Here is a 13,367-nt window from a genome sequence, read left to right on the forward strand (position 1 = left end):
GGGATGTTCACTCGTGCCTCAGCGCGTCGATCGGGTTGAGGTTTGCTGCCTGCCAGGCCGGGTACACTGCACAGACAATGCAGATGAGGATCCCAAAGCTGACGCCCTCGACCACGTAGTAGAGGCTTGCAAGGGTGAAGATGTACTCCGTGGTGCCAAGCATCATGGCACTTACCACGTACCCTCCGCCAAAACTGAGCAGACCCCCGATCAGGCTCCCGGTAACCCCGATGATTGCAGCTTCATAGATGAACATGCTCATCACCTCTTTTTTCTGGGTACCGATGCTGCGCATGATCCCGATCTCTTTTATCCGCTCATTCACGGACATCATCATGATGTTGAAGATCGAGACACCGGCAACGAGCATTGAGATCCCGCCGATCGCAGTCACGAATGTTGTCACCGTCCCAAACGTCGCGTAGATGGTTGAGAGCGTTGCCTTGCTGTCGGTTACTGAAACGGTCTTGTCTTTCGTGTTCCGGTTGAGCTGTTTTTCGATCGTGGTCTTGACATCGGCGGTATCGCCGTCGCTGACCTTGACGACAACCTCGTTGAGCTCGTCATCGGTCGTACCGAAGGCATTCTCGAACCAGTCCTTGGTTACCACAAGGGCACTGTCGGTGCTGATATCGAAGCTCATGCCCCGTTCCTTGATGATCCCGGATACCCTGAGCGTGCCGTACTCGCCATCCTTACCAATGGTGATCCGCGACCCCACTTTGACATCATGGTCCTTTGCAAACGTCGATCCAACAAGGCAGGCTGAATTTCCGCTCGGGTAATCCCCGGCTTCAAGATCCTTGAGCAGGTCTTTTATATCGTCCTGGGGCAGTCCGTACATGCTCGCAACGATATCGTCGCTGCCCACCCCCACTTTCATGTGGGCGGATTTTTGCATGACCGGAATCGCCACGTTCGGGGCGACTGCCCGTTTGATCTTCTGGTAGTTCTGATCGGTCAGGTACAGATCGGAGGATGATCCGCCACCTCCCCCGCCTCCCGGACCCATGCCCCCGCTGCCAGCGTAGGGAGTTACAATCACGCTGTCCCCGACCGAAGACAGACTCGAACTGATAGATTGCGACATGCTGTTTCCCAGGATTCCCATGGACGCGATGGCGACGACACCAATAAGGATCCCGAGCATCGCAAGGGTCGACCGGAGCATATGGAGCCGGATGTTCCGTTTTGAGATCTCCCAGAATATCCCGCTCATGATACAATTCTCCCGTCAACGATCCGGATCGTCCGCTCGGTGTACTCCGCGACATGGGGATCGTGGGTAACGACAATGATCGTTGACCCGTTTTTGTGCAGATCCGTCATGAGATCCATGATGCTTGCCCCGGTCTTTGAATCGAGATTGCCGGTCGGTTCGTCGCAGAGCAGGATATCCGGCTCGTTGATGAGCGCCCGGGCGATTGCAACCCGCTGCTGCTGGCCGCCCGAGAGTTCGAGCGGCGTGTGGGTGTAGAGGTGCTCGTCCAGCTGGACCGCATGCAGGACCTCGATTGCCTTTTTTTCGTCCACCTGTGCCTGGCTCTTGAGCATCTGGGGGAAACTGACGTTCTCGATGATGTTCAGGAGCGGGAAGAGGTTGAAGTACTGGAAGATGAACCCGATCCGGTCCCGCCGCAGGTTGGTGAGTTCGGTATCGCTCATGTCGCGGGTGCGGAGGCCGGAGATGAATATATCCCCGCTCGTAGGCGTATCAAGGCAACCCATCATGGTCAGAAGGGTGGACTTGCCGGAACCGGAGGGTCCCATGATCGAGATGAACTCCCCGTGGTCTACTTCAAAGGAGATGTGATCGAGTGCCGTCACATCCCCGGACTTGAGCGGGTAGATCTTTACGACATCCTTAAACTGGATGACCGGTGCCATGAAGGGGCCTCACTGCTTCCGGATCTTTCTGGTGTAGACATACCAGCCGCCGGCTCCCAGTACAATCAGGAGGATGATGCCCGGGATGACAAACGATGTGCCTCCCTGCTGGTTCTTTGAATTGGTTACGGTCGCCTGGCTCAGGCTCACCATCTGTCCGGATGAGAGGAGGTTCCCGTCGGAGTCCTTGTAGGAGACCTGAAGCGGAACACTGGACTCTCCGCTGGCGGCAAACGTTACTTCGAAGCTGCCGAAATCGTCAGGCTTTAAAGCACCGATCACGTAGGTTTTGTACGGGTCCTGGGGGACTGCCGGTGAGAGAGATGTTACGGTTACGCCGTTTGCTGTGGTAAGGCCGGCATTGGTCACATCACCGGTGACATGGTAGACACCATCCGTAAGTTTCACTTCGATATTGCTGATCTCGGGACTTGCCTGTTTCTTGTCGGTCCCGAAGATTATCGGAAGAGTCTGGGTCACCGAGTGGTGGTTGTCCCCGTTATCGTAGGTAACCTTCAGGGTAAGTGTAGTCTCTTTATCCGGAGTAACCGCGATTGTCACGTTGGTCGCGGTGTTGGCAGCCAGCCACCCGATGTACTGCTCGGAGGGGGTGACGGTCGCGCCGTCGCCGGTAACATCAAGAACGACATTTTTTACCGAGTTTCCGCGGGGGTTTGCAATCTGGACATTGATCGAGTCCTTCTTGCCCTGCGTGAACGTATCCGGCTGGTTAATGACACTCACGATGAGGGGGGAATTATCCACCTTGACCGGTGTCCGGTAATACAGGCTGCCGGCATCCCGGAAGTCAACCGAGAAGGTTGGGTAGTACGTTCCGTCATTTTCCGTGGTTACAACATCGAACACGTACGTCCGGGTCTGGAGCGGACCGATATTTGACGAGGTGTCGTACGTCCCGCTCGTGAGCTGGATCTCCTTGTTCCCAAAAGATGCATGGTTGACCATGATCCCCTGCTGGGAAGCATCCGATGACGTGGTATTACTGCTGCCACTGTTCGCATTGCCGTTAGTGACCGAAAAGGTCACGGTAGCCTTGTCCCCGGTGAAGAGGGTTCCCGGATCTATAGTGACATTCGATATATAGACTTTGCCCGCCGCGGTAAGCGAATCCGATGTGGTGTACCCGCTTACCGGCAGCACAAGGGCACAGGCGGCAAACAGCACGCACAGGATAACTACGGAGCCGATCCGGAATGTGGTGCGGGAAGGGAGACCGCCCTTCTTCTGGTTACTGTTCAAGAGATCGGCAGGCAGTACCGGTAGAGCCGTTCCTGCCTTGGAGATGTGACATATTCTCATTCGCACTTCCTCAATTGAGTAGTTAATTTTTTTACTACTTTTCCTGTTAAGTGTACCTTACATTGTTATAAATTTTATTGCGCAAGTAGTAAAATTATTAACAACACGGGGATCATAACTAGTTCATGGGCGGCATCTCCTCGGCTCTGGTTAAATCGCTTGGCGAACTCGGGCTTTCTACGTATGAAGCAAGTGTCTATGCGGCACTGGTGATGTTCGACAATGCAGAGGCAAAAGATCTTGTCGAGTACCTCGCTATCTCAAAGCCAAGCGTGTACGAGGCACTGGATCGCCTGGCCGAGAGGGGACTTGCCGTAAAACGGGTTACAAAGCCGGCACGGTACAGCGCCATCTCCCCGCAGATGGCTGTTGACCTGCTCATGGACAACCACAGGAAATCCGCTGACCGGGCGCGGGCGGAGCTGGAAAAACTGGAAAAAGAGACCGCGAGAAGCGAGAAAGAAGATGCACTCTGGACCATCTACGGCGAGAAAAATATCGAGTACAAGATCCGCGATCTCTTCGGGAAGGCAACAAAACAGATCCGGTGCATGATCGGGGAGCGGTATCTTCCCGTCATTGAGACCATCCGGATAGATGATATTTCCCTTCATCTCATGGTGGTATCCGACGCACCGGGGCTCGAAAAGAGACTGCGCAAACAGTTCCCGGGCAGGAATGCAGAAATTTATGTGATCAGCCCGGAACGGTTTGCAATTTCTCCAAAGGATGCATCGCCGGAATTCGAGGAGATCCATAAACTCATGAAAGTCGAAAACCTTCTCGAACTGATCGTTGACGATGAGGAACTCCTGATGGTACCGCCGTTTTTTTCCGGCACGGTATCTGTCCTGAATACCAAAAACAAGGGTGCGGTCTTCCACATGAAAACCATGAGCCGGATCATGTGGAAACGGCTGCTGGAAGGCGAGGGTGAGGGTGCGTTTCCCTTTCCCCCGCCACCATTCTCTCACCGGAAAGACAGGCCGAAAACCACCAAAAAATAACGTTCCGGTTTACAACGCCGCGTTCTGGTACATGATCTTCTCGGCGCCGCTTGCGAATTTTGCCGTAACAATCACGTTGTTCGTGCCCGATGTCCCAGCATAGGTCCCGCTCGCTCCCGCACCGGTACCAAGCGTGCCGGCAGCCGCACCGTTGACCGCGACCGCAAGCGACGATACGTCTCCCGCACTGCAGGTACTGGTCATGACCTGGAGACGGATGGACGAGCCCGCCCGGCTCCCGGTAATTGCAATGGTACAGGTCGGCTGGGTGGGAGCTGCGACCGCGGTGCCTGAAGACGATGAGGATATCGCGGCACTCTCCGGAAGACCCGGGGTCTCCACCGGGGTGGTGAGGACGACTGCGACCAGGATAACGACAACAACAACCAGGACCCCGATGACAAGATACGGGACAAGGGGATTTTTCTTTTTTAGTAGAGCCCGGCAGGTCGGGCAGACCGTACGGGCGGCGTCAAAAGAGGCACCGCAGTGAGGACAGGTTTTCTGTGTCATTTGTCAATCGGTTATATTTCATGATTAATACGGATTGCTGCATGCATCCCGGATGCCGGGCGGCAGGGATGACAGGAAAGCCGAACCATAAAAAAAGAAAATTTTTAGAGGACCGGGCTGACGGACGGGACCTGTGTCATCGTCACGTACGAAGTCAGCAGGTAGGCCGCAAGGATCAGGATGATGACGAGCGGGATGAGGATTGCTATTACAACCGCGGCAATCGCTTTACCCGTGCTGAGCTCGTGGAGGTCGCGGACGCCAAGCGCCCAGAGCACGACCGACCAGAGGCCAAAGAGGATGCTGATAACCGGGATCCAGCCGAGGAGCAGGCTCGGGGTGCTCCCGTAGATGACCGCGTTCATGGTCTGGCCGATTCCTTTCCTGCCGCCAAAGAGATAGACCCAGAGGTGGAGCCAGGCCGCAAAGATGAGCGTGAAGATAAACTCGGCAACGAGCACGATAAAGAAGACGAGGATGGGCAGGGAGACCCCGGCGGGCATGCCGGTATACATCGGGAGGGGCAGGATCGCAGCGACAATCGCAGAAAGGATGGCATTGATCAGAACGAGGATGGCAAAATACGGCAGGGATGTCTCCATGTCGTCTGCCTTCGACTTCTGGAATGTCTCGCCCGGATTCAGGATGAACCCTTTGACTTTCTCCACAAACGAATCTAACATACGTTCCGGGTACAGCACGAATTTATTTAAAATGCGGCGATCCGCGAAAAATCCGTAAACAACGGCAGACATTTTGCCGGGTGGAGGGCGTGTCGAAACCAGAATTTATCCCCATTGAATCCTGCCATCTGTTTTAAAAAAACGCAGAAGAGTCCCAGGAGCCATCATCTACGCGGGGCGGTCCCCCGCTCATGTGCTCCCCCTAGCGAAACGGGTGCAGCCGTGCCACCCGTTGAGCGCGAGGGGGCCGGGGGGCGAGTGCTCGCGTTTGTCAGGACTGTGCGGTTCTTTCTTCGTGAACGAGGGGCCCGGACTTCCCCGGCAAAAACGTCGCTCACATCCGTTCGAGCGCCCGCATGCTTGCGACCGCCCCGTCAAACGTGCTGACCTCCACGACCGCGCTCGCGTTCCTCTCCTTCATTGCGGCAAGCACCGGGAGAAAATCGATCGTCCCCTCCCCCACCGGGCTGTGGCTGTCGGTCTTCCCGTTGTTGTCGTGGAGGTGCAGGTGACAGAACGGGGCCGCGAGAAATGCCGGCAGGCAGCCGTTGAGATACGCATGGCCTACATCGAGCGTGAGCCCGAAATCGCCGGCACCTGCGAGATCGTCCGGTGTCCGGAGCAGAAAGAAGTTCATGCCCGCCATGTTCTCGAACGAGAACGCTGCCGAATATTCCCGGGCGGCAGCGGCAAGGTCTTTGCAGGACTGCCGGAACTGCCGCAGGGCAGCCTCACGCTCGTTTGCCCACGCAAAGTAGCCCGGGTGGATGACAACCGGCGCATCGATCGCAGCGGCAGCGGACAGGCAGTCGGAAAGAATCCCGATGCTTGCCCGCCGGATCGGCTCGAAGACCGAGGCGATATTGAGGCCGTGGAACGGGGCGTGGACGGAGTAGTGCGCCGGGTAACTTTCCAGCAGATCCGTACCGGGGAGAACGTGGAGGCCCTCGTCCATGATCTCGATCCTTTCGTTAACCTCGAGCAGCCGCACCAGGGCCGCATCGAGCGGCGTGTCGCTGAGGCAAAAAGTCGAGATCCCGATCATTACGGTGAACGGTAGCGCCGCGAATACAAAAACATATGGTTCCTGCCCGGTCAGGGAACGAGAAGAAGACCGGGGTGGCGGCCGGTGAGCGAGCGTCCGCCGCCGGGCGTTACGGCAAAGGTGTTCTCGATCCCGACCAGGCCCACGTCCTTTATCCCCTTCTTTGGCTCGACTGCAAAGACCATCCCTTCTTCGAGCGGCTCGTCAAAACCTTTCGCAATGACCGGCGCCTCGTCGATCAAAAGCCCGATCCCGTGGCCGAGGAACTTTACCGTGTCCCTGCCATAGCCCATGAAATTTTCTAAAAATGCCGGTTCGAGGCCGCTTACGATCTCTTCGTAGATCGCGGACGGGACCGCGCCGGGCCGGAGGCGTTGTGCCACCTCGTTCTGGATCTCCACGCACTGCTCGTGAACTTTTATTGCCGCATCCGGGATCGGTTCCCTGAACATGTACGAGAGGGTCTTGTCGGTCTGGTAGCCCTCGACCCCGCAGCCAATATCGATCACCACCAGGTCGCCGGGTTTAAGTTTCCGGTTCCGGCTCCCGGACATCGGCACGGAAGGGTGCAACCCCGCGATCCCGCCGGGCGTGTCCACGCAGGTCGGGCAGATCGAGCTCGTCCCGAAGTTGATCTGGCCAAGGAGCATCTCGTTCCACATCCCAAAGCGTATGATCCCCTGGTGGCCTTCCCGCACCATCACCGCGTAGAGCGCGGTACTGAGTTCCACTTCGTCCATTCCCTCGTGCATGAGGCCCGGTGCAAGGTCTTCGAGCACGCGGCGGTGGATCGCCCCGGCCCGCTCCATGAGCGCAAACTCGTACGGGCTCTTTTTCGCCCGGACCGCGGAGACCTGCATGTCGAGGCCGCGAAACCCTCCGCAGGCGAAATGCTTCTGCATCCGCTGGTACTGGACGAGCGTGACCGTGTCGAGTTCGAGGTGGACGGGTTTCTCCTTTTTACCGCCCGCCGCGGCAATGTCCCGGTAGCTCGTCATCGGCCGGATATCCGGGAATTCCGACTCGGATACTGCCCGCTCGAAACTCTTTCTTACCCAGAAGACCGCGTCGCCATTGCGCGGGATAACCAGAAGGCCGTCCTGGATCGTGCCGGTGAAATAGTAGAGGTTGATCTTTTCGGTGATCGCAGCCGTCTCCCAGTCGGGACAGTCGCTGTCCATCCGGTCCCGGAACCGGGCCATGCGGAGGGAAAGTTCGCTCTGCGGGACGCTCATGTGTGTCAATACTAGTGGCCGGCCGCGGTATTTAGTGGTGAGGGCGCACGGGAAACGGGGGGATAACGGCACGGTTTTCTTTTTCTAATCGTCCCCCGGATAAAAACAGCCGGAATAAATAGGGGAAAATACTTACCTTCCGGTTCGTTGTGCTGCAATGAAAAAATTCCGGTTGCTCGTTATCTGTGCCCTCGCGATCTGTCTCTTTCTTGTGGTTATTGCCCTGAATTTTCCTGACGCAGTCCCGGGCTTTGCCTCACATACAACCCCCGAGGTCTATCTTCTTTATGCCTCGTCGGGCTCCCTGCCCCAGCTGCTCAACACCGGCCAGATCGATGCGTTTTTGATCTGGGAACCAATTGTCTCAAACGCGGAGCTCTCGGGGATCGGAAAACGGATCGCGGTCCCGGCCGATCTTCCCCCGCCCGGGAAATGGAACAATGCCGCCATCAACGTCATGATCCTCAGAAAGGACACCATCGCAGAGTACCCCGATGCCACTTCGCTCCTCTCGGCTTTGACGATTGCAGCGATCAACCGCACACAGGAGGACCCGGCCCTTGCCGAGAACATCTCGGCCGCATGGGTCTTCGGGAACGCACCGATCCTCACCCCGGTCGGATCCCTTGAACCCCTCACGGTGGAACAGCACTCGTTTGAGAACATGGAGTTTACGGCAACCGCTGTTCCCGTGGAGTCCGGTGTTGTGGCAAGCGTGGCAGCGTCCGTGCCGGGGGCAAGTTACAACATGAAAAACATGGTCGATGAGTCCGTTGCCGGGCGGGGCCTTGCCTTCCTCAACGGCTCGGCGGTCCCCGCGATCCCAAAAAAAGTCCCGACCATCAGCCTCGGCTATCTCCCCTCGAGCGATAACTATGCGCCGGTGTACGTGATGGTCAAGGACTCGCAGTACTTCTGCGACCGGTACAACTTCTGCCTCGTGCCCGATACCCCGTCCGCAAGCCGGCCGGTCTCCTGCACGCTTCTGTACAACAACAGCCCGGTAGCCCACGTCAAGCTGATCCCGGGCCAGTCAGGCGGGGGCATCATGACCACGATCGGCCAGGAAGCCCTCCAGGGAGGATACCTGGGATCGGTCCCGGCCGAGCTCGAGATGAGCCTCGGGAACCCCACGGTCATTGTCCAGTCTATTAACACCGGGGGATCCGGGCTCGTGGTCTCCCCGAATGCGCCCTGCAACAACTGGCAGGAATTTGTTCGCTGGGCAAAGGCCCGTTCCGCTGCCGGCAGGCCGGTGGTGATCGCGACCGTGCAGAGCTCCATCCAGGAGGACATGGTGCGCGAGGCATGCAGCTACGAAAATATCACGGTGAAATTCTATGGTACTGATTTCGCGACAAACGCTTCGTGAGTACGGCAAGGGACTTATCGTCATCGTCCTCCTGCTCGTTCTCTGGGAGGTGGCGGCACTCGCCATCAACAACAACTACGTCCTTCCCCGTCTCGGCGAGATCGGGGCGGTGCTCCTTGCCCCGTTCACTCCGCTCCTCGGCGGGGAGAGCCTTGCGGCAGATACGCTGACCAGTCTCAAAGAAGTCCTGACCGGTTTTCTTATCGCTGCTGCGCTTGCTATCCCGCTTGGCCTTCTGATTGGCTGGTCAAAAGAGGTCAGGACCTACCTCAACCCGGTCATCCAGATCCTCCGGCCGGTACCGCCGATTGCCTGGATGCCGTTTGCGATCGCATGGTTCGGGATCGGTTTCCGGTCCATCCTCTTTATCATTGCCCTGGGCGCGTTCTTCCCGATCCTGATCAATACCGTGGACGGCGTGGAGGGGATCCGGAAACGCTGGATCGAGGTGGCGGAAGTCTTCCACGCAACGCTTGCGGAAAAGTTCCGGACCGTCGTGATACCCGGCGCCCTCCCCACGATCTGGACGGGCCTGCGGGTCTCCTTTGGCATTGCCTGGATGTGCGTGGTCGCGGCCGAGATGCTGCCCGGGACAACGGCCGGCCTCGGGTTTTTGATCATGTACGCGTACAACCTCGGGCAGCTCCAGGTGATCGGAGCGGGCATGATCATCATCGGGATCATCGGGCTTGGGGCCGATGCACTCTTCCGGGCCGGGCAGGCCCGGCTCTTCTTCTGGCAGGGGAGGGACTAAGCGATGGCTGACACGGTCCTTACCCTTGACGGGATCACGAAAACATTTGTCGAGAACGGGGCGTCCACCCCGGCACTCGCGAACGCTTCCCTTGAAATTTCGGCAAAGGAGATTGTCTGCATCATGGGCCCCTCCGGGTGCGGGAAGTCCACGCTGCTCCGGATTGTTGCCGGCCTGGAAAAGGCCGATGCAGGTACGGTGCACGGAGCGGGCGGCCATAACGGGGCCGGCCCGGTATCGATGGTCTTCCAGGACCATGCCCTCTTTCCCTGGCTCACGGTAGAAGAGAATATTGTGTACGGCCTCCGGCTTGCCGCACAGAAGGTGCCCGAAGACGAGATCCGGCAGCGTGCCGGCCGGCTCCTGGCGCTCACCCGGCTCGGCGCATTTGCGCAGTCGCTCCCCCACCAGCTCTCGGGCGGGATGAAACAGCGGGTCTCGGTGGCCCGGGCGCTCGCGGTAAAACCTCCCGTGCTCCTCATGGACGAGCCGTTCTCCGCGCTCGATCCCTTTTCCCGCCGGGAGCTGGAGGATGCGATCCTCGATATCCGGCGCGATCTCGAAACAACGATCCTGGTTGTCTCGCACGATCCCGAGGGATCGGTATACATTGCCGACCGGATCGCGATCCTCTCGGAACGGCCGGGAACGGTTGCCGAGATAATCCCGGTCGATCTCCCGCACCCGCGGGACCCGGCAGACCCCGCGTTTATCCGGCTCCGCGAGCTGGTGACAAGAAAAGTGCTCGGGAAGACCGGGTAACGGCCCGGCAGGATCGGCCTCGGCCTCCCGCACCAGTCTCTTTTTTCTCCCGCAAAAGGAATCCGCCCGGCGCCTCCACAGCGTGGCGAACGGATATGGGATATGTCCGTATCAGAAAATATAGAGTTTTACGATTCGGCTATATTCTCAATAATAAAAATATATGACCACGGAAGCACCATCTCTTCTCCAGGCCAGAGCAGCCCATCCATCACCATCGTCCGGCCGCACCGGGGATTCGTACCCGGCGGAGAATGACCATGTTTCCCCAGGCGCTCCTTACCCCCGATGCTTTCGAGAGAGGAAGAATCGCGGGCACTCCCGATACCCGCATCCCGTCCGAACGCAATGGCGCTGCGGTCATCCGCCCCCCGGCTGATACGGACCTGCAAAAAAAAGAGTCCCCGGCCATCTCGCTGCTTCTCGTGGATGACGAACCGGCACTCCTCGATCTTGCCAAGGCATTCCTGGAACGGACGCCCGGCATAACCGTCACGACAAAAGAGTCCGCACACGATGCGCTCGCGTCCCTCGACCAGAGCGCGTTCGATGCGATTGTATCGGATTACCAGATGCCGAAAATGGACGGGATTGCATTTTTAAAAACGGTCCGGACCCGGACGCATACGATTCCGTTTATCCTCTTTACCGGCAAGGGCCGCGAGGACGTAGTGATCGATGCGCTGAACTCGGGGGCGGACTACTATGTCCAGAAAGGGTGCGATACCCGGTCCCAGTTTGCAGAGCTCGCCCACAAGATCCGGCGCGCCGTGGAACAGCGCCGGGTCGAATCGGCGCTGGCACAGAAAAACGCCGTTCTCCAGGCAGTCCTCGCGGCATCCCCGTACGGCGTTGCCTTCACCTGCAACCGGACGCTCCAGTGGGTAAACGCCTCGTTTGCCCGGATGCTCGGGTACGCGATCCAGGACCTCACCGGGAAAAAACTCCTGGACCTGTACGAGAACGCCGGGATCTGCGAGCAGATGGGAAAGCGCATTACCGAAGACCTGAAAACCGCGGGGATCTCGCGGATCATCACCCGGTTCCGCCATGCCGGGGGATTTTTTATCGATGCCGAGATCCATATTGCCCCGCTTTTAGTTGGCGGCCGGCATTTCGGCCACGTGATCCTGATGGCCGATATCTCAAGAAAAGTTGCCGCAGCGGGCGGGATGGCGCCGCCCGCCGGGCTCCCCCATCTCGAACTGGCACCGGTGATCGAGGTGGAGCGTACCGGGAAGATCCGGTATTACAACGAGGCGGCGATCGATGCCATGGCGCGGTACGGGACGAACGGGTCATTAGAGGAATTTTTCCCGGACGATCTTTTCGAGATCCTCGCCCTGATGGACCGGGACACGGTAACATCGGTGACCCGCGAGATCCGGATCGGCAGCACGGCCTTCCGGCTCAATATCACCGTAAGCGCACCGTTCGGGATTGCCCGCATCTCGGCGGTCAGGATCCCGGGGCCCTGACGCTGCCGGGAGACGCCGGGGATTTGCACCAAATTTAAAAAAAAAATACGGGAGGGAATCATGTCGGAAACCAATGATTCGGGGGCGCTCGTCCGGGACCTTGTCCTGATCTTTTTTGCCATGCTTACCGTGATGTTCCTCTTTGAGATGGCAAAACAGGCGCTTTACCCTCAGGCGACCCTCTGGCAGTCCCACACCCTTACGATCCTCTTTACCGGTCTCCTTGCAGTCTTTGTCATGTACTTCCCGCTCCGGGCCCGGCAGTTATCCGAAGAAAAACTCCGCAGGTCCGAGATCCAGTACCGCTCGTTTGTGGAATCGGTCGAAGACTCCATTTATACCGTCGACTGTTCCTGCCGGTACCTGCTGGTCAACCGGCGCCGGGCTCCCTGCCCGGGGAGCGGACAGGTTGCCGAGCTCGGGAAACGCTACCGGGATTTCCATTCGCCGGAGGAGACCCGGGTCTTCGAGGCGCAGGTGCAGCGGGTGGTAAAAAGCATGAGCGTTGTCCAGCGGGAATTCGAGAAGGACGGCCGGTATTTTTTACGGAAATTCAACCCGGTCATCGACCCGGCAACAAACGAAGTGATTGCCATTACCGTGATCTCGTCGGACATTACCGAACAGAAGCGGACAGAACATGCGCTGGCGCTCGCCAACAAAAAACTCTGCCTCCTCTCGGGGATCACCCGCCACGATATCAAGAACCAGCTTCTGGTGCTCTCGGGGTACCTCGAAATCTCCCGGGAATCGCTGCCGGACACGGACCGGACCGGGAGCTTCATTGCAAAGGAACAGAAGATCGTGGATACGATCGCCCAGCAGATCAGTTTCACCCGGGACTACGAGGAGCTCGGGGCAAATGCCCCGGTCTGGCAGAATGTCGGCGCTCTCATGTCCCAGGCCGCGGCCCGGCTCCCGGTCCGGGACGTGACGGTGGACGGCGGCTATCCTTCCCTCGAGATCTTTGCCGACCCGCTGCTCGGGACCGTGTTCTATAACCTCATCGACAATGCCCTGCGGTACGGCGGGCCCGGCATGACCGCGATCCGGGTCGTGTCGCAAAAAACAGACGGGGGGCTGGTCCTGGTCTTCGAAGATAACGGCGCCGGCATCTCCGCGGACGACCGCGAGCGGATCTTTGACCGGGGGTTCGGGAAGAGCACGGGCCTCGGGCTGTTTTTAGTCCGGGAGATCCTTTCCCTCACCGGGATCGGTATTACTGAGAACGGGACACCGGGTACAGGGGGACGTTTCGAGATGACCGTCCCGGAAGGGGGATACCGGTTTGTCCCGGCCCCGGATTGATCA

General features: G+C 58.4%; 13 protein-coding genes. 6 read left to right on the plus strand and 7 right to left on the minus strand.

Going from position 1 to position 13,367, the window contains the following annotated elements; translation table 11 throughout:
- Nucleotides 1-7 precede the first annotated feature (7 nt).
- Genes BP758_RS11100 through BP758_RS11110 form a run of 3 tightly spaced genes read right to left on the minus strand, consistent with a single transcriptional unit; the run spans nucleotide 8 to nucleotide 3,207 of the window.
- A complete protein-coding gene (locus BP758_RS11100) occupies nucleotides 8-1,219 on the minus strand; it encodes an ABC transporter permease (RefSeq protein WP_292370950.1) in 1,212 nt (403 codons plus the stop codon).
- On the minus strand, nucleotides 1,216-1,887 hold the full coding sequence (locus tag BP758_RS11105; RefSeq protein WP_292370951.1) for an ABC transporter ATP-binding protein: 672 nt from the start codon (nucleotides 1,885-1,887) through the stop codon (nucleotides 1,216-1,218). The genes BP758_RS11100 and BP758_RS11105 overlap by 4 nt, the downstream gene beginning before the upstream one ends.
- Before the next feature lie 9 nt (nucleotides 1,888-1,896).
- On the minus strand, nucleotides 1,897-3,207 hold the full coding sequence (locus tag BP758_RS11110) for a COG1361 S-layer family protein (protein WP_292370952.1): 1,311 nt from the start codon (nucleotides 3,205-3,207) through the stop codon (nucleotides 1,897-1,899).
- Nucleotides 3,208-3,332: 125 nt separating this feature from the next.
- Between BP758_RS11110 and BP758_RS11115 the strand changes: the two genes are divergently transcribed.
- Nucleotides 3,333-4,214 (plus strand): TrmB family transcriptional regulator, encoded by an 882-nt coding sequence (locus tag BP758_RS11115; protein ID WP_292370953.1) that lies wholly within the window; start codon nucleotides 3,333-3,335, stop codon nucleotides 4,212-4,214.
- Nucleotides 4,215-4,223: 9 nt separating this feature from the next.
- Here BP758_RS11115 and BP758_RS11120 read toward each other — a convergent pair whose 3' ends face one another.
- The 4 genes from BP758_RS11120 to BP758_RS11135 all read right to left on the minus strand — a co-directional run bounded on the left by BP758_RS11120 (nucleotide 4,224) and on the right by BP758_RS11135 (nucleotide 7,690).
- A complete protein-coding gene (locus tag BP758_RS11120; protein ID WP_292370954.1) occupies nucleotides 4,224-4,727 on the minus strand; it encodes a hypothetical protein in 504 nt (167 codons plus the stop codon).
- Between the two features lie 104 nt (nucleotides 4,728-4,831).
- Nucleotides 4,832-5,410 carry a YIP1 family protein gene (locus tag BP758_RS11125; RefSeq protein ID WP_292370955.1) on the minus strand — a complete coding sequence of 193 codons (579 nt, stop codon included), beginning with the start codon at nucleotides 5,408-5,410 and terminating at the stop codon, nucleotides 4,832-4,834.
- Between the two features lie 334 nt (nucleotides 5,411-5,744).
- The gene (locus BP758_RS11130; RefSeq protein WP_292370956.1) at nucleotides 5,745-6,455 is read right to left on the minus strand and encodes a sugar phosphate isomerase/epimerase family protein; all 711 of its coding nucleotides are present in this window, start codon (nucleotides 6,453-6,455) and stop codon (nucleotides 5,745-5,747) included.
- Nucleotides 6,456-6,505: 50 nt separating this feature from the next.
- A complete protein-coding gene (locus BP758_RS11135; RefSeq protein ID WP_292370957.1) occupies nucleotides 6,506-7,690 on the minus strand; it encodes a M24 family metallopeptidase in 1,185 nt (394 codons plus the stop codon).
- 157 nt (nucleotides 7,691-7,847) lie between these two features.
- On the opposite strand from BP758_RS11135, the gene BP758_RS11140 reads away from it, so the two are divergent.
- From BP758_RS11140 to BP758_RS11160, 5 genes are all read left to right on the plus strand, one after another.
- Nucleotides 7,848-9,062 carry an ABC transporter substrate-binding protein gene (locus BP758_RS11140; RefSeq protein WP_292370958.1) on the plus strand — a complete coding sequence of 405 codons (1,215 nt, stop codon included), beginning with the start codon at nucleotides 7,848-7,850 and terminating at the stop codon, nucleotides 9,060-9,062.
- On the plus strand, nucleotides 9,031-9,816 hold the full coding sequence (locus BP758_RS11145) for an ABC transporter permease (protein WP_292370959.1): 786 nt from the start codon (nucleotides 9,031-9,033) through the stop codon (nucleotides 9,814-9,816). The genes BP758_RS11140 and BP758_RS11145 overlap by 32 nt, the downstream gene beginning before the upstream one ends.
- Before the next feature lie 3 nt (nucleotides 9,817-9,819).
- Complete coding sequence (locus tag BP758_RS11150) at nucleotides 9,820-10,578, plus strand: ABC transporter ATP-binding protein (RefSeq protein ID WP_292370960.1); 759 nt, start codon at nucleotides 9,820-9,822, stop codon at nucleotides 10,576-10,578.
- Nucleotides 10,579-10,832: 254 nt separating this feature from the next.
- Entirely contained in the window at nucleotides 10,833-12,056 is a 1,224-nt protein-coding gene (locus BP758_RS11155; protein WP_292370961.1) for a response regulator, read from the plus strand.
- A 60-nt stretch (nucleotides 12,057-12,116) separates the two neighbouring features.
- On the plus strand, nucleotides 12,117-13,364 hold the full coding sequence (locus BP758_RS11160; RefSeq protein ID WP_292370962.1) for a sensor histidine kinase: 1,248 nt from the start codon (nucleotides 12,117-12,119) through the stop codon (nucleotides 13,362-13,364).
- Nucleotides 13,365-13,367: the final 3 nt, after the last annotated feature.

Source organism: Methanoregula sp. UBA64, from assembly GCF_002502735.1.
Lineage (GTDB): Archaea > Halobacteriota > Methanomicrobia > Methanomicrobiales > Methanospirillaceae > Methanoregula.

What these genes read in the sequence shown, in the direction of transcription:
- BP758_RS11100 (WP_292370950.1), bottom strand. Translation starts at nt 1,219, where the DNA reads ATGAGCGGGATATTCTGGGAGATCTCAAAACGGAACATCCGGCTCCAT.
- BP758_RS11105 (WP_292370951.1), bottom strand. Translation starts at nt 1,887, where the DNA reads ATGGCACCGGTCATCCAGTTTAAGGATGTCGTAAAGATCTACCCGCTC.
- BP758_RS11110 (WP_292370952.1), bottom strand. Translation starts at nt 3,207, where the DNA reads ATGAGAATATGTCACATCTCCAAGGCAGGAACGGCTCTACCGGTACTG.
- BP758_RS11115 (WP_292370953.1), top strand. Translation starts at nt 3,333, where the DNA reads ATGGGCGGCATCTCCTCGGCTCTGGTTAAATCGCTTGGCGAACTCGGG.
- BP758_RS11120 (WP_292370954.1), bottom strand. Translation starts at nt 4,727, where the DNA reads ATGACACAGAAAACCTGTCCTCACTGCGGTGCCTCTTTTGACGCCGCC.
- BP758_RS11125 (WP_292370955.1), bottom strand. Translation starts at nt 5,410, where the DNA reads ATGTTAGATTCGTTTGTGGAGAAAGTCAAAGGGTTCATCCTGAATCCG.
- BP758_RS11130 (WP_292370956.1), bottom strand. Translation starts at nt 6,455, where the DNA reads ATGATCGGGATCTCGACTTTTTGCCTCAGCGACACGCCGCTCGATGCG.
- BP758_RS11135 (WP_292370957.1), bottom strand. Translation starts at nt 7,690, where the DNA reads ATGAGCGTCCCGCAGAGCGAACTTTCCCTCCGCATGGCCCGGTTCCGG.
- BP758_RS11140 (WP_292370958.1), top strand. Translation starts at nt 7,848, where the DNA reads ATGAAAAAATTCCGGTTGCTCGTTATCTGTGCCCTCGCGATCTGTCTC.
- BP758_RS11145 (WP_292370959.1), top strand. Translation starts at nt 9,031, where the DNA reads ATGGTACTGATTTCGCGACAAACGCTTCGTGAGTACGGCAAGGGACTT.
- BP758_RS11150 (WP_292370960.1), top strand. Translation starts at nt 9,820, where the DNA reads ATGGCTGACACGGTCCTTACCCTTGACGGGATCACGAAAACATTTGTC.
- BP758_RS11155 (WP_292370961.1), top strand. Translation starts at nt 10,833, where the DNA reads ATGACCATGTTTCCCCAGGCGCTCCTTACCCCCGATGCTTTCGAGAGA.
- BP758_RS11160 (WP_292370962.1), top strand. Translation starts at nt 12,117, where the DNA reads ATGTCGGAAACCAATGATTCGGGGGCGCTCGTCCGGGACCTTGTCCTG.